Source organism: Borrelia sp. RT5S, from assembly GCF_021165755.1.
Lineage (GTDB): Bacteria > Spirochaetota > Spirochaetia > Borreliales > Borreliaceae > Borrelia.
Genome location: NZ_CP088936.1, coordinates 786,751 through 811,155, shown reverse-complemented (window position 1 = coordinate 811,155; position 24,405 = coordinate 786,751). Strand labels below are relative to the sequence as shown.

19 protein-coding genes and 2 tRNA genes are annotated in these 24,405 nt (G+C 35.2%); 11 read left to right on the top strand and 10 right to left on the bottom strand.

Annotated features, from left to right (window positions below):
* Positions 1 to 3: 3 nt before the first annotated feature.
* The 3 genes from LSO06_RS03895 to LSO06_RS03885 are packed head-to-tail and all read left to right on the top strand — an operon-like array spanning position 4 to position 2,284.
* Positions 4 to 444 carry a septum formation initiator family protein gene (locus tag LSO06_RS03895; protein ID WP_231760732.1) on the top strand — a complete coding sequence of 147 codons (441 nt, stop codon included), beginning with the start codon at positions 4 to 6 and terminating at the stop codon, positions 442 to 444.
* 5 nt (positions 445 to 449) lie between these two features.
* The gene (locus LSO06_RS03890; RefSeq protein ID WP_231760898.1) at positions 450 to 1,430 is read left to right on the top strand and encodes an ABC transporter permease subunit; all 981 of its coding nucleotides are present in this window, start codon (positions 450 to 452) and stop codon (positions 1,428 to 1,430) included.
* A complete protein-coding gene (locus LSO06_RS03885) occupies positions 1,430 to 2,284 on the top strand; it encodes an ABC transporter permease subunit (RefSeq protein WP_231760731.1) in 855 nt (284 codons plus the stop codon). Before LSO06_RS03890 ends, LSO06_RS03885 begins: the two co-directional genes overlap by 1 nt.
* A 2-nt stretch (positions 2,285 to 2,286) precedes the next feature.
* On the opposite strand, the gene LSO06_RS03880 is transcribed toward LSO06_RS03885, so the two are convergent.
* Positions 2,287 to 2,922 (bottom strand): endonuclease III domain-containing protein, encoded by a 636-nt coding sequence (locus LSO06_RS03880; protein ID WP_231760730.1) that lies wholly within the window; start codon positions 2,920 to 2,922, stop codon positions 2,287 to 2,289.
* 73 nt (positions 2,923 to 2,995) lie between these two features.
* Here LSO06_RS03880 and LSO06_RS03875 point away from each other — a divergent pair.
* Together LSO06_RS03875 and LSO06_RS03870 are read left to right on the top strand one after the other, a co-directional pair.
* Positions 2,996 to 3,069 (top strand) — tRNA-Arg (locus LSO06_RS03875).
* A gap of 6 nt (positions 3,070 to 3,075) precedes the next feature.
* Positions 3,076 to 3,148, top strand: a tRNA-Pro gene (locus LSO06_RS03870).
* Positions 3,149 to 3,190: 42 nt separating this feature from the next.
* Here LSO06_RS03870 and LSO06_RS03865 read toward each other — a convergent pair.
* The 3 genes from LSO06_RS03865 to LSO06_RS03855 form a co-directional block, all read right to left on the bottom strand.
* Entirely contained in the window at positions 3,191 to 5,164 is a 1,974-nt protein-coding gene (locus LSO06_RS03865; protein ID WP_231760729.1) for a P83/100 family protein, read from the bottom strand.
* A 109-nt stretch (positions 5,165 to 5,273) separates the two neighbouring features.
* A complete protein-coding gene (locus LSO06_RS03860) occupies positions 5,274 to 6,947 on the bottom strand; it encodes an outer membrane protein assembly factor BamB family protein (RefSeq protein ID WP_231760728.1) in 1,674 nt (557 codons plus the stop codon).
* Positions 6,948 to 6,979: 32 nt separating this feature from the next.
* Positions 6,980 to 8,611 carry an ABC-F family ATP-binding cassette domain-containing protein gene (locus LSO06_RS03855; protein ID WP_231760897.1) on the bottom strand — a complete coding sequence of 544 codons (1,632 nt, stop codon included), beginning with the start codon at positions 8,609 to 8,611 and terminating at the stop codon, positions 6,980 to 6,982.
* A gap of 143 nt (positions 8,612 to 8,754) precedes the next feature.
* On the opposite strand from LSO06_RS03855, the gene groES reads away from it, so the two are divergent.
* Together groES and mnmC2 are read left to right on the top strand one after the other, a co-directional pair.
* On the top strand, positions 8,755 to 9,027 hold the full coding sequence (groES, locus tag LSO06_RS03850) for a co-chaperone GroES (protein ID WP_231760727.1): 273 nt from the start codon (positions 8,755 to 8,757) through the stop codon (positions 9,025 to 9,027).
* Between the two features lie 180 nt (positions 9,028 to 9,207).
* Positions 9,208 to 9,903 (top strand): tRNA (5-methylaminomethyl-2-thiouridine)(34)-methyltransferase MnmC2, encoded by a 696-nt coding sequence (gene mnmC2, locus LSO06_RS03845; RefSeq protein WP_231760726.1) that lies wholly within the window; start codon positions 9,208 to 9,210, stop codon positions 9,901 to 9,903.
* A 92-nt stretch (positions 9,904 to 9,995) separates the two neighbouring features.
* Here mnmC2 and valS read toward each other — a convergent pair whose 3' ends face one another.
* A complete protein-coding gene (gene valS, locus LSO06_RS03840; protein WP_231760725.1) occupies positions 9,996 to 12,620 on the bottom strand; it encodes a valine--tRNA ligase in 2,625 nt (874 codons plus the stop codon).
* Positions 12,613 to 13,614, bottom strand: a complete 1,002-nt coding sequence (locus LSO06_RS03835; RefSeq protein WP_231760724.1) for a tRNA dihydrouridine synthase — start codon at positions 13,612 to 13,614, stop codon at positions 12,613 to 12,615. The genes valS and LSO06_RS03835 overlap by 8 nt, the downstream gene beginning before the upstream one ends.
* 47 nt (positions 13,615 to 13,661) lie before the next feature.
* Here LSO06_RS03835 and LSO06_RS03830 point away from each other — a divergent pair, with 47 nt between their 5' ends.
* Together LSO06_RS03830 and LSO06_RS03825 are read left to right on the top strand one after the other, a co-directional pair.
* On the top strand, positions 13,662 to 14,492 hold the full coding sequence (locus tag LSO06_RS03830; protein ID WP_231760723.1) for a purine-nucleoside phosphorylase: 831 nt from the start codon (positions 13,662 to 13,664) through the stop codon (positions 14,490 to 14,492).
* Positions 14,479 to 16,545, top strand: coding sequence for an ATP-dependent DNA helicase (locus LSO06_RS03825; protein WP_231760722.1), 2,067 nt, complete (start codon positions 14,479 to 14,481; stop codon positions 16,543 to 16,545). Before LSO06_RS03830 ends, LSO06_RS03825 begins: the two co-directional genes overlap by 14 nt.
* Here LSO06_RS03825 and LSO06_RS03820 read toward each other — a convergent pair.
* Positions 16,535 to 17,317 (bottom strand): septal ring lytic transglycosylase RlpA family protein, encoded by a 783-nt coding sequence (locus LSO06_RS03820; RefSeq protein ID WP_231760721.1) that lies wholly within the window; start codon positions 17,315 to 17,317, stop codon positions 16,535 to 16,537. The two genes, LSO06_RS03825 and LSO06_RS03820, sit on opposite strands and share 11 nt — an antisense overlap.
* Before the next feature lie 108 nt (positions 17,318 to 17,425).
* Here LSO06_RS03820 and LSO06_RS03815 point away from each other — a divergent pair, with 108 nt between their 5' ends.
* Positions 17,426 to 18,481 (top strand): L-threonylcarbamoyladenylate synthase, encoded by a 1,056-nt coding sequence (locus LSO06_RS03815; protein WP_370639787.1) that lies wholly within the window; start codon positions 17,426 to 17,428, stop codon positions 18,479 to 18,481.
* 20 nt (positions 18,482 to 18,501) lie between these two features.
* Here the strand turns inward: LSO06_RS03815 and LSO06_RS03810 are convergent, their stop codons facing one another.
* From LSO06_RS03810 to plzA, 3 genes are all read right to left on the bottom strand, one after another.
* A complete protein-coding gene (locus tag LSO06_RS03810) occupies positions 18,502 to 19,260 on the bottom strand; it encodes a hypothetical protein (RefSeq protein WP_231760720.1) in 759 nt (252 codons plus the stop codon).
* A 110-nt stretch (positions 19,261 to 19,370) separates the two neighbouring features.
* Positions 19,371 to 20,129, bottom strand: a complete 759-nt coding sequence (locus tag LSO06_RS03805; RefSeq protein WP_231760719.1) for a hypothetical protein — start codon at positions 20,127 to 20,129, stop codon at positions 19,371 to 19,373.
* A 421-nt stretch (positions 20,130 to 20,550) separates the two neighbouring features.
* Complete coding sequence (plzA, locus tag LSO06_RS03800) at positions 20,551 to 21,336, bottom strand: c-di-GMP-binding receptor PlzA (RefSeq protein WP_231760718.1); 786 nt, start codon at positions 21,334 to 21,336, stop codon at positions 20,551 to 20,553.
* A 426-nt stretch (positions 21,337 to 21,762) separates the two neighbouring features.
* On the opposite strand from plzA, the gene LSO06_RS03795 reads away from it, so the two are divergent.
* Complete coding sequence (locus LSO06_RS03795) at positions 21,763 to 24,405, top strand: penicillin-binding protein 1A (RefSeq protein ID WP_231760895.1); 2,643 nt, start codon at positions 21,763 to 21,765, stop codon at positions 24,403 to 24,405.

Below are 24,405 nucleotides of genomic sequence, written 5' to 3'. Positions count from 1 at the left end.
AATATGTTTTTGGTGAAAAAAATTGTGTTGTCGGTGTATGTGGGGTTGATGAGCTACTTCATAATCACTCCGATATTCGGGGAAAGGGGAATTGTTAATTATAAAGAATTGCACGATGATTCAACCTTGATGAGAGAACATATCGAGTCACTGAAAGAAATACAGAAAACGTTAAAGACAAAGTACATCAATCTGCAAGTGTCTAGGCCTGCAATCTTAAAAGAAGCAAGTAAAATTGGGTACTATCCTAGGAATTCCATAATAATAAAAAATTCAGATGATAGCGGAAATTACAACCAAGGAAACATTCTATATTTACAAAACAAATCCATGGATACTAATGTAGGCAAAAATTTTTACCTAATCTCAACAATGATATCGCTCATTTTTTATTTTGTATTAAGTTACCTAGAGACGCTCAATATTCTTAACAAAGGAAGGTAGATACTATAGCTACATTTATTTTAAAGAGTATATTCCTTACGACAATCAACATCATTATATCAACGTTTTTTTGTATTTCGTTGCTAAGCACATTCTCAAATAACGGATCCAGTGTTCCGTTTATTCAAAAAAATGTATTTAAAGAATATCTAGAATACATTGGATTACTTAAAAGCATCGTCAGTTATAGGGTAGTGTATGATTTTGATCCCAACACACCTTTAGACAAAGGTTACTTTGCTAAACACATTGCAGGCAGTTCGTACATGGTTTACAAAACAAAGTACAAGGGATTAATGTGGGGAATGCCTCATTACTCGCCCCTAACGAAAGGCAAGCCAACAATGAACGTAATTTTCAATAAAATAAAAAATACATTAAAGATGTCAATTCCAGGAATCGTGTTCGCCTACATAATTGCTGTTTCCTTTGTTATTACTTGGACTTTGATTGTAAAAAATGACAGTCTGAACAATGCTTTGGATTACACAATGTTATTTCTAAACTCGCTGCCACGAAGTCTGATCATAATGCTAATAGTTTCTTCACTCTACTATCTTAACATGAATCCAAAAAATTCAATAATGGGTGGTTTTGGATGGTTTTTTTCATTTTTCCTGTTTAATGCAGTCATTTTCAAACAAGCCCTACACAAAAGCCTATCTGAATGCTACATAACAACTGCAAAATCAAAAGGACTCAGAAGAATAAAGATAATACTATGTCATGCTCTGACTCCGTCATTGATTCCAATAGTTACCAATCTAAGGACTACCCTTGCAACAACTTTTTTTGGTACATCCATAATTGAAACGATGTTTGGAATCGATGGAGTAGGCTCTCTAACAATTAATTCTATTAAGAGTAATGATTATGTTATTTACAAAGATTTAATATTCGTTGGGGTTTTTATTATGCTTATAGCAAATTTAGTAAGTGACATATTAGCATATAAAATTAATCCTTACAGAGGGGACCTGGAATAGTGAAAAAATTTAAGAAATTATATCTTGTCTTAGTAGGGGTCTTCGTTTTAATTTTAACAACACTCCCATCCTTAATTAACGAAACTTCAAGGCTTGCAATATATAGAAAAGATCCAAATAAGATATACGTTGAAACACCCAATAAGCTGCTCCCCCAACCCCCAACTGTTTACAATCCCCTAGGGACAGATAAAATGGGAAGAGACATAATGGCAAGGCTAATACTTGCAACTAGGAACTCTATTTTGCTTGCGTTTAGTTACGCAACGATCTCTGCTTTAATTGGCATTTTTATAGGAATAATAATCGGAAGCTTTAGGCTTAAAACTTGTATGCTAATATCGAAATTAATAGAAGCACTACAAACAGTGCCGTTTTCATATATATTGATATTAATTTTCTACTATTTTTCAAAACAAAAAAATTATAACGTATTGGAGGTAGCCGTTGTCTTGGCTTTAATACACGGATGGATTCCATTCTCATTCTTGACAAGAAATAGCACCATGGTAATAAAAAACCTTGATTATGTTAAAGCAAGTCGGACTATGGGCGCAAGTAACCTTAGGCTAACGATAAATCACATATTTCCAGAAATTTTCTCGTCAATATCATCAATCATTCCTCTACAAATATCCAAAAGCTTAACCACATTCGAGGTAGTAAACTATTTGCAAAGAGAAAATAGAAGATTTTATCCAAGCCTTGGAGAACTTTTAAGCTATATGGAAATGGGAAGAGAATACTTTTGGATATGGGGAAACCCTTTATTCGTATTATTAACAATTAATATAATCCTAGCTTCAATAAGCTTAAAACTCAAGAAGCACATGAAATATTTCATTTCATCGTGAAATTAGAAAAGTCTTGGTGAAAACTTTTCTAGGAAGCAATTCCTGCAGTCTTTGGCTCGAGATGTACAAATATCCCTTCCGTGTTTATTGATGGCCATGGAGAATCTGTATTGCTTATCAGACGATATTTTATTCTTTAAATCTAACTCAATTTTTAGGGGCGTCTTCTCAAGGGTAATGCCATGCCTTGTTATAACCCTGCTAAAATGAGTATCTACGATTATTACAGGTTGGTTATAAACAACTCCAAGAATAACATTAGCTGTCTTCCTGCCTACTCCTGGAAGAGATATAAGATCTAAAATATTATCCGGAATTACACCTTTGAAATTCTTTAAAAGAATTCGTGCACAATTTATGATGTTCCTAGATTTGTTTGTATAAAATCCCAAACTATAAATTAATTTCTTCACTTCCATTAAATTGGCATCAGCCAAACTCTCAAAATCCCCATATCTTTTAAAAAGACTGGGCGCAATTTTATTGACCATATTATCGGTTGTTCTTGCGCTTAAAATCACCATTACTAAAAGTTCATAATTATTGTTAAAATTTAAAAAAGGTTTAACATCCGGATATCTAGATAAAGTCTCATTTACAATTAAATCAATATTAATCATATAAGAATTATAAAACATACAGAATATTAAGCAATAAATACTTTATTGACAAGGGATTCCCAACGTGATATACTCAATTTCAGTTCTAAAAGCGCTAATAGCTCAATTGGATAGAGCAACAGACTTCTAATCTGTAGGTTTTAGGTTCGAGTCCTAATTGGCGCGTACTGCCGGGACGTGGCCTAGTGGCTAAGGCACCTGCTTTGGGAGCAGGGGATCGTGAGTTCGAATCCCACCGTCCCGATTTTCATTTAACCAGTGAATACCCCTTTTGTATTTTGGTTCATTAAGGAACTCTTTTAAGAGTCCCTAGATCTAATGCTGTGACTTTCCCGACAGCGTCTTGCAGGTAAACAAATTCGTTACTAACAGTAAAGCTTGTAAATGGCAGGACTTCATCTTCTGAGAGTATGAAATCATTCAGATCCTTTGAGGAAAACTTTGCTAATTTCCAAACATTATTGTCTTTAACGACCACCAGAATCATTTTTGCATCCACAAAAAGAGAAGAATCTCTACTTAACTCGAATTGTGATTCAGATTCAACTTTTAAATCTTCTGCCTTATTAATCAGTTGAAGCTTTGCAATACCTGAACAGAGCTTTATCACCACTAAATCATCTGCTCTCTCATAAACCCCATACCGCCTAATTCCATGCTGAGAGGACTCCTCTAATTTATTCCCATCAGAATCAATAAATTGCAACACCCCCAAATTCGTACTTGGATCAAGCACTTCTAGGAAAACAGACTTATGCTCAGATCTCCCACCAGGTGATTGATCTAATGCAGTCTGTCCTCTAGACTGCATTTCAGAATTTGTCAATTTTTTTACATCTGATTTACCCGTAGCACTACCATTCTCCCTACTACTACCCCTAGCCTCCTCTTTCAGTTCGTTATCCTTCTCATCCACCTTAGGGGAGCCTATATCTCCTGGCTTTGGTAAATCCTTATCCTTATTCTCATCATCAATATCCTCCTGTAATCTCTCCTTCACCGTATCTCGCTGCGCATCCAACTTATCTTGTCCTTCATCTAATTTCTCCTGAGAATCCTTAAGCCCACTCCCTCTCTTCTCCAAAGCATCTCTCTCATTTCTCTTATCTTTAATCTGCTCCTGTATCCTACCCTTCTCATCCTCACTGGTAGCCTTCTCTAACTGCTCCCTTAAATCTTCTATAGTTTCATTCAATTCTTCCTTCTCATCCACCTTAGGGGAGCCTATATCTCCTGGCTTTGGTAAATCCTTATCCTTATTCTCATCATCAATATCCTCCTGTAATCTCTCCTTCACCGTATCTCGCTGCGCATCCAACTTATCTTGTCCTTCATCTAATTTCTCCTGAGAATCCTTAAGCCCACTCCCTCTCTTCTCCAAAGCATCTCTCTCATTTCTCTTATCTTTAATCTGCTCCTGTATCCTACCCTTCTCATCCTCACTGGTAGCCTTCTCTAACTGCTCCCTTAAATCTTCTATAGTTTCATTCAATTCTTCCTCAATGCTCTTTAAGGACTCAGACTCAATATCAACCCTTTCTTGATCTATATCCCGAATTTCATCCTGAATATCAGTAATATCCCTTGCAAAATCTGTCCCGCCACTCTCATTTTCATTTAAAAGAGACGCTATTACCCTTTCTGTAACTATCCTGTCAAGATCAACCTCTGATCCAACATTTCCGGACAAAATATCCCTTCTAAGGGGAATAAAAATACGAGTCTTTCCAGCCCATTGACTATAAACTCTTGAAAGCCCTACATTATCTTTAGTTGCATCTTTAAGTGCAGGCTGTACATAAGAATCACCATAATAATCCAGATCCCCTCGATAAACAGCATTGTATATCGTAATAGCTTTAGCCAATAATTCTGCACTATCTCGGCTGTAACTAAAAGCTCCCATTAAATATCCCATAAGTACTCTTCTAAGGTTTAGCACACTATCAAGAGCAGATCTATCACCAATAAGAAAAACATCAGAACTACTCCTCTCATCCCCTTCGTCAACATACCTATTAACATAATACTTGTTATAATAGTTAGATTTATCATTAATTAAATTTCTAGCTAAAAACTCACCAATCCCTACAATCTGTTCGTATGTATCCGTGCTGTCATAAGAACCTCGATAATTCACAAATTCAAGATCCATATCAACAAAGTCCTTTAATCTCTGCCTATCGACCTCTCTAGCATGAAGAGCAAAAAAATTTAAGAAAACAAAAAAAGAAACAAATATTACCCATATTCTTTTCATAACAAAAATTCTCCTATTAGTTAATTGTATTTCTATTATCGACTAAATCAGAATAAATTCAAACCTAAATTCTAACACAACAACACCACTAAAACTTAGTAAAGATAGGTCAAAGAGCTCCCATAATCTCGTTAATGTATTTATTAATCTTCCCAGAAAAATTCTGCCGTTTTATAAACTTCAACAAGATCAAACACCTATCCCTATAAATTTTAAGGTCATCCTCTGTAGAGTTTAAAATTATCTTTCTCAAATTCAAAAGAACAACATATGCTATATCCAAGCTTCCCTGGTAATTTAATATAACATATTGCAAATAATTGTATATAAGTGAATACTGCTCATGATAGTATTCAAATTTAGAAATACTTTTAAGCACTTCAATTATGTTGTTAATATCCTTCTCTTCAATCGCTGTATTTATAAGACTCTTAATTGAAGATTCATCGTTAACATAGATAAAATACCTATAAAGTTCTCCCCTTTGTGCTATCCTATCGACCCCACCCTTGGGAGAAAGCCATTTATTAAAGGCTTTCCTGTACAAATCTAAATATTTTTTTGGAAAACCACCATGCCTGCCTGCCAGAAAGTCTAGAGTATTGATAAACTTATTATAAGCACTCCTGCTGTATTCAACATTTAGCATTTCGTTAAGAGATAAATAAACCTCATCATCGTCCGCTAAAGATCTCACTTTGAATGCTATTCTATTTTGATGATATCTATTCCCCAATGGATGATTCCAAACACTAACATCAAGTTCATCCTTATATTCATAATAATAAGTAGTCAATACCCAATTAAGCCCACCTGCAGCAATTACTCCAAAATTAGCACTAAGTCCTGACACCTCTCCAATATTATCATATCTATCTACTGGCCTGAAATGCTCATCAAGTGATACAACTCCATTCGGACTCACAGCAATAAAAAGGTTCCGATTATTATAAAGGACAGCTTCCTTAATACTAAAGCTTAAATTTTTAGTGAATCTAAGCCCAAGAGCTCTAGTTAAATTAAACAAAACCCCAACATTAGATACTGCAACATATTCTCCATTAAATTTTTCAAACAAAAAATCAATAGGATGACCTAAATTGAGAGTACCTAAAACCGCTCCAGCATTACTACCATAAAGCACAACATCACCAGATTGATGTCCCACAATAATCTCATCATTAGTATTTATCATAAATACATTGGGATAGGATTTAAGAGGAACACTCCAAATGATCTCCCCCAGAGAATTGAAAGCAAACATCATGCAATTTTCATTTGCAATGTAGAAATTACCATTCTCAAGAGCAACAGCTGGAGTTGATGCTTTCCCTTCTGTATTGATTTCAAAAACTTTCCGACCATCTCCAAGTCCTAGAGCAACAACCTTTGAATCACCTTGAGGAATTAAAATATAGCCATTCCCAATTGAGGGAGCTTTTATAGGACGAGCACTTAGTCTGTGTTTCCAAACAAGCCTACCCCTTCTGATCTTTTGAACTTCATTACGTAATGTAATAACATAATACCCATTATCAAAATCCTTTAAAAGAAAGGGATAAGGAGTTCTGTCTACCCTGTAAGAATACTTTTTTTTCAAGGACATGCTGTAAGTAATTAACCACTTGTCTTTGGTCAATACCGTAATCGCATTACGCTTCTCATCCAAGATAGGGCTTGCCACCACTTTCCCTGTTAGAGCTCTCTGAAAATAAAGATCAACATCCGCTAAGAGAGGAAAGCAAGAGACAAAAAAAGCAAAGACACAAAAACTCTTATTCAAGCTTATAAATTTCCTAAAACACTTAACCCCAATTAAAGTTTTAAACTAGCCTGCCCTTCGCAAAGCTTATTTCTCAATTCTTTAACATTAGAGTCATCAACGTATTCTGCAAAGGTCATGTGCCGATCAATTATTCCATTTGGCGTAAATTCAATAATCCTATTAGCAATAGTGTCAATAAACTGATGGTCATGTGACGTAAACAATACAACTCCCCTAAATTCTTGGAGTCCCGTATTCAAAGATGTAATAGCTTCAAGATCTAAATGATTAGTTGGTTGATCTAGCAATAATACATTAGCCCCACTAAGCATTATTTTTGAAAGCATACATCTAACCTTTTCGCCTCCTGAGAGTACACTAACTTTTTTCAAAGCTTCATCTTGACTGAAAAGCATTCTTCCTAAAAATCCCCTAATGTAGGTTTCATCCTGTTCCCTTGAATACTGCCTCAGCCAATCAACCAGACTTAAATCCAGTTTAAAATATTTCTCATTGTCCTTATTAAAATAGGCAAGTTTAACTGTAGAACCCCATTCGTAATGACCCTTATAATCTCCATCTTCATTACTAATTATGTCAAAAAGAAAACTTGCCGAAATTGGATTACCCAAAAACACAACCTTTTGCCCAGGTTCCACCACAATATTAAACTTATCTAGAATATGTCGCCCTTCAAATTCTCTAGTCAAATTTTTAATTGCAAGAACATTTTTCCCAAGTTCCCTCTCACTTTTAAAATTAACATAAGGAAATTTTCTAGAAGAGGGTTTTAAATCTTCGATTTTAATCTTCTCAATTAACTTTTTTCTTGAAGTCGCTTGCCTAGACTTCGACGCATTACTTGAAAATCTCTGAATAAAAGTTTTAAGCTCCGCAATTTTTTCCTCAGACCTTTTCTTAGCATCTTTTAATTGTTTATTCAAAATTTGACTAGTCTCATACCAAAAATCATAATTACCAAGATAAACTTGAATTTTTCCATAATCAATATCAACAATATGAGTACATACCTGATTTAAAAAATGCCTATCATGCGATACAACAATGACAGTATTTTCAAAGTTGATTAAAAACTCTTCTAACCACTTAATCGACTGAATATCAAGATTATTAGTAGGCTCATCAAGAAGCAATATGTCAGGATCTCCAAAAAGAGCTTGCGCTAAGAGCACCCTCACTTTTACTGCTCCCTCAATATCTCTCATTGAGCTACCATGAACTGCTTCGTCTATACCCAATCCCTTAAGGAGAACCGCCGCCTCAGATTCAGCCTCATAACCACCAAGCTCAGCAAATTCGGCCTCAAGTTCCCCTGCCCTAATGCCATCCTCTTCGCTAAAATCAGCCTTTTCATATATCTCATCCTTCTCCTTTTGAACATCATAGAGCTTCTTGTGTCCCATAATCACAGTATCGATTACCTTAAAATCATCATATGAAAACTGATTTTGCTCGAGAACAGCCATTCTTTGGCCCCTAGGGATAAAAATATCACCCTTATTAGCCTCAATATCTCCCCCTAAAACTTTCAAAAAAGTACTCTTTCCTGCCCCATTAGCTCCAATTATTCCGTAACAATTCCCAGGAGAAAATTTAATATTTACATCTTTAAATAAAATCCTCTCCCCAAACGCAACTTCTAAATTACTTACCGTTATCAAACTATTTCCCCACCTCAATTTGTATTTTTTATTAAAAGAATTATCTTTAAAATCAGAAGAAGTTTCAAGCATAGTCCAAACATATTGACTTAATACCTCATTTTCTCGTAGTATTATAGTATCAAATTAGGGAGATGTTTTAGATGAAAAATATTAAACCTTTGGCTGATAGAGTGTTGATCAAGATAAAGGAAGCTGAGAGTAAGACGATTTCGGGGTTATACATACCGGAGAATGCGAAAGAGAAGACAAATGTTGGGACTGTTATGGCTGTTGGTTCTAATAAAGAGGAGATTACTGTTAAGGTTGGTGATGTTGTGCTTTATGAGAAGTACGCTGGAGCTGCTGTGAAGATTGAGGACAGGGAACATCTGATTCTAAAGGCAAAAGAGGTTGTGGCTATTATAGAGGAGTAAACGGAGAAACTAAGTTTTTGTCTTAGTTTCTTTGTACGGATGTAGCAAAGCTAGATTAGGTGGGGTTGATTCATATTATTCTAATCAAACAAATCGACCTGGACAATGTCGAGTTGTTGTCCGGTCTTTAAGAGTGACAGTGCTTTTTGGGTTTGCGGTATCGGGAGTTGGTTAGCTTATATGACTGGGTTGATTTTTAGAGGTCAGACCCTGTATTCGAGTAGGTTTGATGACGTTTATTATCATCCTCAGTGCGGTCTTGAGGAGAGCGTTCATGTGTTCATCAAGGGTTGTGGCTTGGACAAGGAGCTCGTGGGTTTAGAGGCTGCAAATATTGGGGAGTTGGGTTTTGGGACGGGACTTAATTTCATAGCGCTTTTAAAGTTCTTAAGGGAAAATTCAATAAAGGCAAGAATTAATTACTATTCGGTCGAAAAGTTTCCGCTAAAGAAGGAGAAAATTGAGCAAGTATCTAAATTCTTTGGTAAGGAGTTAGATTATTTTAGGGTGTTACTCAAAAAATATCCGGATCTGCCTAAAAGGAATATAAAGGTAAAAGTAACGGACAATGTTAGTTTGAAGATACTGGTTGGAGACGCTAGTGAGAGACTTAAAGAAATTCCTTGTGGTGTAGACTACTGGTTCTTGGACGGATTTAGCCCAAACAAAAACCCAAAAATGTGGAATAGGGAAATATTCACTTTAATTTCACAAAAAAGCAAAATTGGAACAAAACTTTCGACATTCTCTTCAGCTAGAATTGTAAAAGATGGTTTAAAATTTGCAGATTTTGATTATTCTAAAGTAAAGGGATTTAATAATAAAAGACATATGATAAAGGCACAAAAAAAGGAAAAGAAGTGGGGTAAGATTTAATTAAATCTTATTCAATGCCCTGTGCTATATAAATCCTTGAGTATCTGCGCACGTTTCGTCACATAGCAAAGCCGCTCCCCCAGTACGTTTCACTACTTACCCAAGTTGTTAATATAATTACTAATTTTTGAAGTAAAAAAATCAAATTCTTCCAATTTTAATTTTTCAATATCAACAATCTCGATGGGTGCATTTGATAAGAAATTTTGATTTTCAAGCTTCGCTAAAGTTGAAGCCTTAAGCTTCTCGTACTTATCCAATTGCTTAGAAAGCCTTAAAAGTTCTTTATCGATATCTATTAAACCCTTAATGTCTGCAAAACTTTCAAAGCCAACATTAGCTACACCTATCATATTTTCATAATTCTCGTTGTAAAAAATTAAATCAAAATTAATAAGCTTCTTTGCGATATACTCATGTCTCTTAAAATATCTCTCATATTTGAAAGTATTATCAAACCTTAAGGCAACATTCATCTTAATATTTGGTACTATATTAAATTCACTTCTAAGAGTTCTAATAGATATAATGAAATCCTTAAATGAATTAAAACTTTCAAAATCCTCTCTAAAATTTTCCTGACTTACAGCCTCTGGATAATTTGCTAAAGCTAATGTACCCTTTGAAGGTGGCAGTTTGGAATAAATTTCCTCAGTAATAAAAGGCAGGAAGGGATGCATTAAAAGTAAAGATTTTTCAAGGAAAAAAATCAACTTAAGAACAGTCATATTTTGAATATCACTATCCCCACTGTTTAAATTAATTTTACTAATTTCAATATACCAATCACAAAAATCACTCCAAAAGAATTCATATACCGCCCTAGTGGCCTCATTATACTTATAATTTTTAAGTGCCCCTTCTAGAGAAACAATAGTGGAATTTAAACTTGCAAGCAGCCACTTATCAACATCATTTAATTCTAATTTGCCTGGCATAACCCTTCTATCTAAATTTGATAAAATGAATCTAGATGCGTTAAACAATTTATTTACAAATCTAGCACCAAACATAAAATCTTTAGTATCAATATTTAAATCCTGGCCTTGCACAGATAAGAATGAAATGGTAAAACGCAAAGCATCACTCCCGTATTCATTGATAATTTCAAGAGGATCTATTCCATTACCCAAAGATTTTGACATCTTTCTGCCCTGTTTGTCTCTTAAAAGAGGCGTTATATATATATCTTTAAAGGGAACTTGACCTGTAAACTCAAGCCCTGCCATAATCATCCTTGCAACCCAAAAAAATATTATGTCATAAGCAGTAATTAAAGTGTCTGTGGGATAATAATTCTTAAAATCAAGGCTAGGCTCAGGCCATCCAAGCGAAGCAAATGGCCACAACCATGAAGAAAACCAAGTATCTAATACATCTGTTTCTCTGGTAAAGTTCCTATCTTTATACTCTTCGCTTAATGCTGGATCAAGTTCGCTGACAACAACCTCCCCTGTCTTACAATCATACCAAGCAGGGATTCTATGACCCCAAACTAACTGCCTAGAAATACACCAATCCCTAATATTTAACAACCAATGCTTATATGTATTTTCCCACCTTTTAGGATAAAATCTAATTTCACCCTTTTCTAATGCCTTTAAAGCATTATCTGCCAGAGGTTTCATTTTAACAAACCACTGGTTTGATAAATAAGGCTCAATTACCTCCCCAGATCTATGACAATGCCCAACTTGGTGTTTATGACTCCTAACATCTACTAATAGCCCTTTATCTCTTAAATCTTTTTCTATCCTATCTCTTGCATCACCTACGCTTAACCCCTGATATTCAATAGGAACATTTTCATTGAGTTTGCCTTTCTCAGTTAAAATGTTTATTCTGGGAAGATCATGTCCTTTCGCAATTTCAAAATCATTAGGATCATGCGCAGGAGTTATCTTTAAAGCACCACTGCCAAATTCCATATCAACATAGATATCCCCTATTATCTTAACTCTTCTATTTACAATAGGAATTCTAACATCTCTACCAATTAGGGCTTTATATCTACTATCAGCAGGATTAACGGCAATAGCCACATCTGCAAACATAGTCTCAGGCCTAGTGGTTGCAATCTCAATAAAACTATTATCATCTAGCAAATACTTAATGAAATAAATTTTCCCAACAATCTCTCTATATTCAACCTCTTCATCACTAACAACGCTTCCAGAACCAGGATCAAGATTTACAAGATATTCTCCCTTATAAATCAACCCTTTATTATATAAATCCATAAAAGCTTTATTAACAGCACTACAAAACCCATCGTCAAGAGTGAACCTTTCCCTGGAATGATCATAGGAAACTCCAAGTCTCTCTATCTGGCTAACAATTATTTGTCTATGCTTATTCTTTAGCTTAAAAATTTCATCAATAAACTCTTCACGAGTAAAATCATTTTTATTCTTTCCAAGATCTTTAAGCTGTCTTTCAAAAACTGATTGAGTCGCAATTCCAGCATGATCTGTTCCAAAAAGCCAGAGGGTATCATTGCCCTTCATCCTTTTATAGCGAATAAGAATATCCTGCAAGATAAAATTAAGCGCATGGCCCATATGAAGAACACCTGTAACGTTTGGCGGAGGAGCTACCATGCTAAATTTGGGATTAAGGCTACCATTGGGTTTAAATATCTCATTTTCTACCCATTTCTTATAAACCTTATCTTCAAAAATATTAAAATCATATTTCTTTGAAAAATTACTACTCATTACTTAACATAATCTCCCTAAAAGCAACTCGATCTAGATTTTCAAAAAGCTCCTCATAATTAGCTGAACTTATGATATTATGAAAATATTCACTATTCCTCTCAACCTCATTAAAATAAATCTTGAAGTATTTCTTAAGTTTATTAAAATCCTTAGTAAGACCCCAAGTAGAATGAAAATCTTTCACATGAAATTTTAATATATTTAACCTAAAATCCAAATTGTTACTCAAAAAGTTAGGAGAACATTTTTTAAATAAATTTAAATTCTTAAAAATTCCACGTCCATACATTACTCCGTCAATAGAATAATCTCTTACAATTTGACCTGCTTGTTCTAAACTTAAGACATCTCCATTTCCAATAATTAATGTGGAAGGATTAATTTTATCTCTTAATGCAACTACCTCACCAAACACATCAATATCTATGCCCCCATCACTTTGATTAATAGCAAGCCTTGGGTGCACTGTCAACATATCAATCCCCAATTTCAGTAAAAATCCTAACCAATCCTCAACTTCAGAACAAAAAAATCCATGTCTCGTCTTTACACTAAGAGGCAACCCAAATTTCAAACACGCCTCCTTACTAGCCATAACTATTTCATAAGCTAGAGTTTTATTCTCAATTAAAGCAGAACATACTCCCTTTTTAGTTATCTTCTTCCTAGGGCAACCCATATTAAGGTCAATTCCCCAAAATCCTAACTCATTTAGTATTTTTATTGCATTAAAAAAGTCATCAGGATTCTTGCCCCAAATTTGAGCAATCAAGGGCCTACTGAGTTCATCTTCTTTTGTTAAAACATGTTGCATTGCTTGTCTAGAACCACTTACAAGTCCCAAGGCAGAGATAAATTCAGTAAAGTAAATATCAGGCTCATCCTTTCCGTTTCCTATTAGATGAATCAAATTCCTAAAAACAGTATCTGTTACATCCTCCATTGGAGCCAATATCATAATTGGACGACTAATATTGTTTAAAAAATTCATAAAATAAATATATAATAAGAAAAAATTATGGTAAATAAGGATATGAAATGAATTTCAGAGAAGTTGATGAGAGAATAAATAGAGCATATTCTTCGCTTAAAGAAATATCAGCATTTAAACCCAAAACAGCAATAATACTTGGTTCTGGGCTTAGCAACTTAAGTACAATATGTGAAGATGGAATTGAAATCCCTTATAAGGATATAAAAGAATTTCCAATATCAACCGTAGACGGCCATAAGGGAACATTAAACATAAACAAAGATACAGCTATTTTTTCTGGAAGATTTCACTATTATGAAGGGTATCACCCTAAAGAAGTAATAATGCCCATACTGCTTGCAAAAAAAATTGGAGCTCAGAATTTAATCATCACAAATTCCTCTGGGGCAATCAATAGTCAATTTAAAATAAATGATCTTATTTTAATCAATAATCACATAAACCTTATGGGGACCAATCCCCTAGTAGGAGAAAATGACGATAACTTGGGTGCGAGATTTCAAGAATTGAACTCAATTTACAGTAATTCAAATTTAATGGAATTGACAAGAAGTGTTTATAAGAGTATTTTCAAAGAAGATATTAAAGAAGGTGTTTATCTTGCTGTCTCAGGTCCTTGCTATGAAACAACAGCCGAAATAAATTTTTTTAAAACAATAGGCGCAGATCTAGTTGGAATGTCAACCATCCCTGAAATAATTATTGCAGCATATCTTAAACTGAATACGGTAGCAATTTCAAATGTCACAAACCTAGCATCGGGCATGCAAAAGGACCCTTTAAATCACGAGGAGGTTAAATTAAACTCAGGAAAAGTGTCTAAGGAATTCGAAAAATTATTAAGAGGAATAATTAATAAAATTGGATCTAATTGATTACATACTAAAAAAAATTGAACTAAATATCAAAGGATTTTCAAAAAGAGAACCACAACTTAAAATGATAGAGAAAGTAAGTAGGGCCTTTGCGAATGAAAACTTTCTGGTTATTGAAGCACCAACGGGAACTGGCAAAAGCCTCGCTTATCTAATCTCTGCCATCGATTTCATTCAAAAGACACAAGAAAAGGTCATAATCTCAACAGCCTCCATTAATCTTCAAGAACAACTAATTAAGAAAGACATCAAATCCTTAGAGAAAATAATTCCTTTCAAAATAAAGTTTGGACTCATTAAAGGAATGAGAAACTATTTATGTATTCGTCGGCTTGAAGAATTTGAAAGAAGTCTATTAACATACACGGTTAACAAAAAAAATTTAGAATCACTATTTTATTGGGCAAAAAATACAAAAACTGGTGATAAAGATGAACTCAACTTTATTGATGAGAAAATATGGGAAGAAGTATCAGCTAGCACTGAAACATGTTCAGGCATGACTTGCCCTGATGAGAATAAATGTTTTTTCAAAAAAGCAAGGAGGAAAGCATTAGAATGTGATATTATCATCACCAACCACCATTTACTCCTAAATGATCTTTACATAAGAAACGAAATATTAATAGAAAGGGAAAATTTTGAAGATGTTTCTGAGAAAGAAGAATCAGAAGAAGAGCTTAACTTAATCTTGCCCAATATAAAAAACATAATAATTGATGAGGCCCATTATTTAGAAGAGGCTGCCAGATCCCTATTTAGTCAATATTTTTCAAAAGTTTTGATAAAACAACTTTTTTCAAAAATAGATAAAATAATTAGAAAGCAAAACATAAGGGGTGTGCTGCGCAAGAAAAATTTTGAAACTGCAACAATGCTAAGTTTTGAAAACATAGATTATATAATAAGAACAAAAGAAAATTTTCCTTCTGTTTACAGAATAACTAACGATACACATGAATCCGACTTTTACGTACGAATTAAAACGCATTTAAAGGACATCGTTTATAATCTAGAAAATTATCGAACAGCTATGATGTCGATAATACAAGAACTTGAAAATAAAACAGCAAAAATTGAACTTGAAAGGTTAACTAAAAATATAGAAGGAAAAGAGACATTGGTTAAAAATTTTCTATCCAAAACTAAATATGACAATCTTTGTTTTTGGATAGAAAATAAAAAGAATATAATCACATTCAAAACATCAGAGATTAATTTGGGTCCTGGGCTGAATAAAATTATGCATAAAAGAGCCAGAAGAGTAATTTTCACCTCAGCTACTTTGCTTATAAATCAATCATTTTCGTATTTTTTAAACCAAACGGGATTAAATTTGAGTGATAAAGACATACAAATAGAAAAGTTGCCTTATTCTTTCTCTTACAAAGAAAGATCAATGTTGACAGTTATATCTGACATTGAAACTCCCGATAATGAAGAAAAATTTTTAGATCAATCAATGAAATGCATTAAAGAACTTGTACTAATAAACAAGGGCGGAGCTTTAATTCTTTTAACATCATTTAAGAGCTTAAAATATGCAGAAAAAACAATTAAAGACTTTTTACTTAAAAATAATATAAATCTTTTCATACAGGGAGATTTACCAAAACATGAACTAATAGATTCCTTTAAAAAATCACAAAAAAAAAGCGTGCTCATAGGTATTAAGAATTTCTGGGAGGGAATCGACATTAAAGGAGACAAACTGACAATGGTAATAATGCCTAAACTTCCATTTCAAACCCCTTCAGATCCTATTTTAATAGCAAAGAACGAACTGGCTATCAAAACAGGAGAAAATTTTTTCACAAAAGAAACGTTACCGCAAGCAATAATGAAATTCAAGCAGGGATTTGGAAGACTAATCAGAGACGAAGCAGACTATGGAATCATAGTTTGCTTCGACAAAAGAATCTTCGGGAAAATCTATGGGAAACTTTTCCTGCAATCCCTACCCGATATCGAAGTACACTACTCAAAGCTTGAAAACGTAAAACTTAAAATAGATACATTTTTTAAAAAAATAGAACAAAATCTCAATCTATAGTTAAACTTTCCCCTGGAATCCTGGTCTTTCTTACCAAAACATCCCTGTATCCTGTAGATTTAATAAGTTCAACGTTTTTATGTACATCATCAGCAACAGTAGGTATAAAAACTGTAAAAAAAGGCCCATGCGCATTTATTAAAACATTCAAACCAACCTTTCTCAGTGTCTTGTAAGCCCTCTCGGCATAATTCTTCATTTTATAGGAACCAACCTGTATATAAAAATCTGGCACCGCGTCAGATCCATCTAAAAGCTTCTCAGCAATAACATTCTCCTTTTTTTCCACAAGAACATCTTTATCCGATCTTAAAATAGCACTAGAAGCACCTTCTTTAGTAGAATCTAGCTTGCCAAGAGTTTTATCATCATTTTTATTTTCCGCTGCACGTTTCCCTTCATCCAGTTTTTCCACCACCTCAATTTTCACGGGAGCAACACCTATCCCTAAAAAGTCTAGTTTCTCAGCAGCCGATTTCGATAAATCAATTATCCTATCCTTCCTAAACGGTCCCCTATCATTAATCCTTACAACAACAGTTCTATTATTTAACAAATTGGTTACTCTCACAACAGTATTAAACGGAAGCTCCTTATGCGCAGCGGTAAGAGATGTCATATCAAATTTTTCGCCATTAGCAGTAGTCTTGCCATGGAAAGCCTCCCCATACCAAGAAGCAAGCCCAACAGTAGCACTATCCAACTTAACAGCTACAAAAAACAATAGAGAAAAAACAAAGGTAAAGTTGCCAAGATTAAGAAAATTTCTCATAATGCTCATTATAATATAAAATGTAAGATTTTCAATAGAAAAATTAGGCTGAACGCTAACCACAAATTGCTTATTTGCAAATTTTTTGCTTCAATGAAAAGTGACTTAATGAGCAACAGATTAAGGATTTTACAAAAGAGCAGAGGGCATGAAGCTGAGACAATGAAGACCGAGTTAATAGAATGTGATGATATAGAAAGAGCAGCACGACTTATAAAAGAAGGTGAGCTGGTGGTGTTTCCAACGGAAACAGTGTATGGGCTTGGAGCTAATGCATACAATGGTGCTGCTGTTAGTATGATCTTTGCAGTCAAGATGCGCCCCATTACCAACCCATTAATAGTGCATGTTGACTCAATAGAGAGGATAAGAGAGCTTGCAGCCTATGTTCCTCGGAGTGCAGAGCGCTTGATGCAAAGATTTACTCCAGGCCCCATGACATTTGTACTTAAGAATGCAGGGCGGGTGTCTAGATTTGTATGCGGTGGCCTTAGCAGCATTGCAGTAAGGATACCAAGCCATCCTGTAGCATTAAGCTTAATTAGGACAAGTGGTGTTCCAATAGCAGCCCCTTCTGCCAATCTGTCAAGACGCCCCAGCACTACCAATTTTTCTATGGCAAGCAAAGAGCTTAATGGACTAGTTAGAGGAATAATTAAGCATGGGGGGTGCTCAAGCATTGGAATAGAATCAACTGTTGTAAGCTTCACCAACACTGGGGATGTACTAATATTGCGTCCAGGTTTTATTACAAGAGAGGCAATACAGGGGGCTCTTGGGTACGAGTTTAGTGTAGATTATGCTGCAGCAGAAGAGACGGCCGCGTCTCCTGGTAATTTACTAGAGCACTACAGACCACGTATACCTGTTTATTTATTTAGGAGGCAAGATAACATAAGGAAATATTTTCTAGACAGGGCCACAAAAATACTTATTACAAAAGACACACTTAATTCATATTGGTTTAACAAGTTTAGGCTTGTAGAAAACATGTGCGTCTATGACACACTGGATGAGTATGCTGCTAACTTGTACAAAGAATTTGTCGCTTCTGAGAGAGCCTACAAACAAATAATTGCAGAGTACACACACAACCATGGGCTTGGCTACTCAATTAATAATAGACTTTCCAAAGCTAGCCTGCACAAATTCGTTTCTATTTAACTGAACAAGAAAAATCAGTATTACCTAGCTTTAACCTTTATTAATGCTCTTTGAAACATGAGGGCTGCAATCCATAGGTTCCTCAAGGCATCTTTAAACTTTTCAGGTGCACCTTCTATAGCAGGCTGTAACGGCTTTTGAACGCCCTCAACTAATAGATTGCCTATACTACCAACAAGATTATTAAAACATTCCTTAAGTCTATCTTCCGTTACTTTTGTTTCTTTATTACTACCCTGCTCCTCTTTAATAGCACTCATACAAAAGGCAGCAGCACCAACGGCTTCTACTTCCTTCCCAACCTCTCCTACTGTATTGCCACTACCATTCTCTAGCATACCAGCCAGCTTATCAGCTAACTCCAACCTCTTAAAAACAATCTTCATATTACCTATCACAGGATTCACAGCACCACTGCGGTGGCCAGCAGCAACTAAAGACTTGAAAGCTAAATCAAGCTTACTAGCTGACTGCTTAATCTCCTCAATAAACTCAGATTTCTTCTTATTATTACTCTCAGCACTTTTAGCGGTCGCCTCAGCACTATCCTTAGCTGCTGCAGCAATCTTATCAAGATCATCCTTACCTAAAGACTTAACCTCAGCTACAGACTTGCCAGTAGCCTTGCTTACTTCCTCAGCCGCCCTTTCTGCTACGACCTCAGGGTCATCTTGAACGACCTCGGCCCCATCCTTATCTACTGTCTCAGCTTTACTCCACCACTTACAACTGCCAAAAAACAACATCAATAGCAAAATACCCACCACTCTTACTTGCATGACACGACACCTCTCCCTTTCTTTAAACGTACTTCATAGCAAACAATAAGCAATAGCAAGGAACTAAACGCTAAACCTAGCGTCAGCGATGAAATCAAAAACTTAACTAACTACTTAAACTGAACCTTAGATGCAGCCTGACTCATAGAGTGAGCCGCAACCCGTAGGGTATCAAAGGCGTCCTTAAACTTAGGAGGCACGTCTTTCAAATTATCATTGTATAGCTGATCACGAACACCCCTCTCAAAATTTGAGTTTACACGGTCCATAAGGTTTTTAACACAATCGTTAAGGCCGTTCTTTACCGGTTCTGAATAACCATTCTTAGAACTAAGGTTGCTTACACAAGACCCCGTATTACCACCAAGCGCCTGCACTGCTTTCTTAGCATCCTCAAGCGTATTAGGATTACCGCTCTCAGCCATTTCAGCTAGCTTTTTTGCTAACTCCAAATTCTTTAAAGCACTCTCAATATTGCTTATAACAGGACCCGCAATCGGACCAGTATAACCAGCACCAACTAATGACTTGAAAGCTAGATCAAGCTTACCAGCTGACTTCTTAATCTCATCAATAAACTCAGATTTCTTCTTATTATTCTTGCTATCCTTGGTGATCTCGAAGGTCGCATCAGCACTACTCTTAGCGTCAAGAGCAAACTTGTCAAGATCCTCTTTACTTAAAGCCTTAACCTCAGCAGCAGACCTACCAGTAGCCTTGCTAACCTCCTCAACAGCCCGTGTAGCTACAACCTTAATGTCCTCTAGAGGTTTAACTAAAACCTCACCTTCAGTTTCAGCTTCAAACCACCACTTACAGCTACCAATAAACAACATCAATAGTAAAATACTTATTACTCTTATTCCCATAGAAAAACACACCTCTCCTGTCTATTTAAAGGTACTTCATAACAAACAATAAACAAGTTAGGAACAAGGACAACAAAAAACTAAATTCTAAGAGTAAAGTCTTGGTGATAAAACGTAGCAAAAATCAAACCTTAAGTAAAGTTCTTCTTCTTGCAAACCCTCCTCATTGTCCCTATGAAGCTAGCAACATAGAGAACAAGTACGGCAAAATAGGCTTAGGATATGTAAAAGAAGTTTTTAGACTCTGAAAAGACGCATAAACAAATACTTGCAAAGCATAAGTAGCAAGGAAATCGGGGATCGCGCGCCCTTAGCTATTCAATCAACAACAAACTCACTAAAGCCAGCAAGGGGATGAGTTCATCACTCACTATAGCATGCTATTGTGTGAAACACGCCTAGTCTTTGCAAACACAAATTTTTAATTAAAATAATCATGGATTAGCATAGTATACTCAAGAGGAATTTCCTCCTCGTAAAAGGCAACACCTAAAGCCAAAACTTTGCCATTGGGAGTCTGAATAACACTTAAATTCCTTGCTTTTCCCTTAATAAGCACCTCCTTATCTTCAATGTCAAAATTCAAGACCAAGTCAATTTCCTTCTCCTCCACTTCCTCATAATCAAAATAAGAAATCAATAACGCCCCTCCATAGGATAAGTCTTTAATTAGGCACTTATGCTTCATCCCGTTAAATTCAATAAAAGTCCTATCCGAGTTAAGCTTAAGTTTTCTAAGTGAATCCTTATCAACAACAATACGCTCATGTATTCTTTGATTCTGCCCAACCTTTAAATCTAGAAGCTTACCAACCTTAATAGCAAACTCCTCTGGCATAGGAGATAGAAAATCTAAAGTTAGTAAATTGTAATGCCTCTCTTGCGAAGGATAATCAGATGTATTTGCCAATCTGACAGATAAAGGTGGAATAAAAAAAGAATTATCTTCAAAATCATCAAACCTTTTAAGTTGAATATTCCCTGTGTTTTTGTTTTTACCTAAAGTCGGCAACACTGTATCTTCCTGAAAAATAATCTTAATACTATTCATAGAAACAGAATAAATAACCCCATACACTACATAGCTACCGACCCTCATCTCAACAGTATTTCTAATATTAAGAAAACTGCTTATCTCGGTACTCATTTTAATTTCTTTGCCTCTATACTTAGACTCATAATCTTTTATTTTCCTAGACAAAAGCATAAACTTCTCCTTCTAATCTAACAAACAACAAAAACACAGAACAACCCGAAACCGACACTTAGGGAACCACTGGAACGAAATCTAAAACCTTCAGACTGTTCACAGGGCATTTAAAATAATTCCATTTCAAAACACCAGACACAATCAGCCTCTTACAAGTTACTACAATAAATTCAGAAATAAAACTTCCCCATAAGAACTTGATTGCACTGAACAAAAATAACGAACAAGTACTCTTAAGATCCATACTTTCATTCATTGCTAATTCGCATCAAAGAATACACATAACACATATGAAGAAAAAGTATAGCAACATTTTCGTGTTATCACAACCAAAGAAAACCATTATTAATTCTATTTCATTTATAGTATAATTGCACACGAGGATGTAGCTTGAAAGGTCTTAATTTAAATAACAAGGGAAAAATGCTCCTTTATTTAACATACTTTATTACTAGCTTTTCTATTATTATGCTCTCAATTGCAATAACTGGGACCATTAATATACAGAAAGACAAGCACTTCGGAGACTCAAACCCTGCTATACCTTCAAAGCTTTTTGACGCTAACGGCAGAATAATCACACAATTTATATCCGATGAGAACAGGGAACTACTTTCTTTAAAGGAAATGCCTGACAATTTAATAAACACTTTGTTAATACGTGAAGACACTGAATTTTACTCTCACAGAGGGTTTTCCTTGGTGGGAATTCTGAGAGCTGCTTTCAATATTGCACTTGGTAGATATTTCTCAGGAGGAAGCACCCTAACACAACAGTTAGCAAAACTTCTCTATACTAATCAAGCAAGGAGATCTGTTTTAAGAAAACTAAATGAAATTTGGTGGGCTATACAACTTGAGAAAAAACTATCAAAATACGAAATACTTGAGAGATATTTAAATAAAGTCTATTTTGGAAACGGAAATTACGGAGTAGTAGCAGCTGCTTCTTTCTTCTTTAACAAAAGTGTTAAAGATATTAATACTGCAGAAGCTGTTTTAATGCTTATACAGTTACCAAATGCAAAACTCTATTCTCCATTCTACAATCCGGAATTCTCTAAAAAAATACAAAAGGCAGTATTAAATCAGGTTGTAGCCAATGGAATAATTAGTCCTGAGATAGCCGAAGAAGAGTTTAATGAGTATTGGGAAAACTACGATTGGACTCGTATGGCAGATACATCTGCTGTATCGTACAAGGAGGACAACGCCCCCTATTTTTCAGAATACATAAGGCAAAGAATCGTTAAACATCTTCCAGCTGGGGCAAACATATATAAAGATGGGTACTCAATTTATACAACGCTTGATCTTGATGCACAAAAGTGTGCAGATGAGGTCACCCATGGTATGATTTTGAAAGCTCGCAAAATGTACAACTCTACCAAATTGTCTGAGACATTAACAATTAACTCAGAAATAGTTCCTGTAATTGACACAATATCTGATTTGCTTGGTATAGCAAGTACGAGAGTAAATGGTAGGCAATACAAAAAGCTCAGAACAAAAAAATTTTATGAAGACAATATTGATTTAATTGCAAGCTTTGCGGCGGTCTTGGGCGCTGATTTAGTAGACAAAGCAACAAAAGAATACACAATGAGAAATAGAGTAAACCCAAACTCTGTCGTGCAGCCAGAAGGTGCATTCATAGCGATAGACACCACAACAGGGGCGATAAAGGCAATGGTTGGGGGAAGCGGATATAGCAAGGGAAGCGAATTTAATAGAGCAACCCAAGCAAAAATACAACCCGGAAGCGCATTTAAATCTTTGTACTTTTCAGCTGCCATTGATCTTAAAAAGATTACACCTGCTACAATGTTCTCAGATTCTCCTGTAGCTTTTTTTAATGAAACGGGAGACGTTTATGCTCCTGAAAATTACGGAGGGAAATGGAGAGGAAGCGTATTAACACGTAAAGTACTAGCTCTATCTCTAAACATCCCATCTCTTAGGATACTAGATACATTAGGATTTGATGATGCGATTAGTTACTCTGCCAAATTACTTGGAATAAAAGATCAAACCGAAATTAATAAAACATTTCCCAAAGTTTATCCTCTTGCGCTTGGTGTTATCTCAACATCTCCAATACAAATGACAAGAGCATTCGCAATTTTGGGCAACAATGGCAGGGAAGTGGAGCCGTACGGAATAAGGCACATTGAAGATAGGAATGGCAAAATAGTGGCAAATGTAGAATCCGATATCTTAACCGAAATAAAAAACAAGGGAGCTAATGCACAAATAGTATCTCCTCAAGCCGCGTATATCATGACAGACATGATGAAATCAACAATTCAATACGGAACTTTAGCAAACCAAAGATATACAAACCTTAAAGATTTCAATTCTGATATTGCAGGAAAATCGGGAACCACACAAAACTGGGCGGACGGATGGGCGATAGGTTACTCTCCTTATATAACAGCGGCCCTTTGGGTTGGTTTTGATAAGAAGGGATATTCACTGGGCACTGCCGGTACGGGAACAGGTCTTGCTGGCCCTAGCTGGGGCAAATTTATGGCAGAGTACCATAAAAATTTGCCTAAGAAAGTTTTCACAAGACCCACAGGAATAATAAATGTTGCTGTACAAGCAGAAACAGGTTTATTGCCGGAAGGGGTACCAAACGAAAAAATAATAAATGAAATATTCATAGAAGGGACTCAACCATTTAAGAAATCAAAATATTACGAAAACCAATCTGATTTTTTAAACAAGATGGAGTTTAATGTGTATGGAATCGATAATATTGACAGCAATGATGACTTAAATATTGAAACACACGAATTTGAGTATATAAACTACGATTTTGATAAGCTTAATGAAACAGACAATAAAAATCAAAGCAACTTAAGTAAAGACAATAATAATCATGATAACAAAATGGATTCTCGAGAGACACAGGACACAACAACAAATGGTGGGGTTGATATAAATGAGCTAGAAGAAAAACACGACTCGGATGTTAAAGAAAACGATGGGAAGGAAGAAGATTCTATTCCTTTCGAAAATGAAAACAAAGATGTAAATGGGGAAAATATTCAATTGGATTAG

Coding starts and splice junctions, on each gene's coding strand:
- LSO06_RS03830 (WP_231760723.1), top strand. CDS start 13,662: ATGAATTTCAGAGAAGTTGATGAGAGAATAAATAGAGCATATTCTTCG.
- LSO06_RS03795 (WP_231760895.1), top strand. CDS start 21,763: ATGCTCCTTTATTTAACATACTTTATTACTAGCTTTTCTATTATTATG.
- LSO06_RS03835 (WP_231760724.1), bottom strand. CDS start 13,614: ATGAATTTTTTAAACAATATTAGTCGTCCAATTATGATATTGGCTCCA.
- valS (WP_231760725.1), bottom strand. CDS start 12,620: ATGAGTAGTAATTTTTCAAAGAAATATGATTTTAATATTTTTGAAGAT.
- LSO06_RS03815 (WP_370639787.1), top strand. CDS start 17,426: ATGAGCAACAGATTAAGGATTTTACAAAAGAGCAGAGGGCATGAAGCT.
- LSO06_RS03810 (WP_231760720.1), bottom strand. CDS start 19,260: ATGCAAGTAAGAGTGGTGGGTATTTTGCTATTGATGTTGTTTTTTGGC.
- LSO06_RS03820 (WP_231760721.1), bottom strand. CDS start 17,317: ATGAGAAATTTTCTTAATCTTGGCAACTTTACCTTTGTTTTTTCTCTA.
- LSO06_RS03805 (WP_231760719.1), bottom strand. CDS start 20,129: ATGGGAATAAGAGTAATAAGTATTTTACTATTGATGTTGTTTATTGGT.
- LSO06_RS03895 (WP_231760732.1), top strand. CDS start 4: ATGTTTTTGGTGAAAAAAATTGTGTTGTCGGTGTATGTGGGGTTGATG.
- LSO06_RS03880 (WP_231760730.1), bottom strand. CDS start 2,922: ATGTTTTATAATTCTTATATGATTAATATTGATTTAATTGTAAATGAG.
- plzA (WP_231760718.1), bottom strand. CDS start 21,336: ATGCTTTTGTCTAGGAAAATAAAAGATTATGAGTCTAAGTATAGAGGC.
- LSO06_RS03865 (WP_231760729.1), bottom strand. CDS start 5,164: ATGAAAAGAATATGGGTAATATTTGTTTCTTTTTTTGTTTTCTTAAAT.
- mnmC2 (WP_231760726.1), top strand. CDS start 9,208: ATGACTGGGTTGATTTTTAGAGGTCAGACCCTGTATTCGAGTAGGTTT.
- groES (WP_231760727.1), top strand. CDS start 8,755: ATGAAAAATATTAAACCTTTGGCTGATAGAGTGTTGATCAAGATAAAG.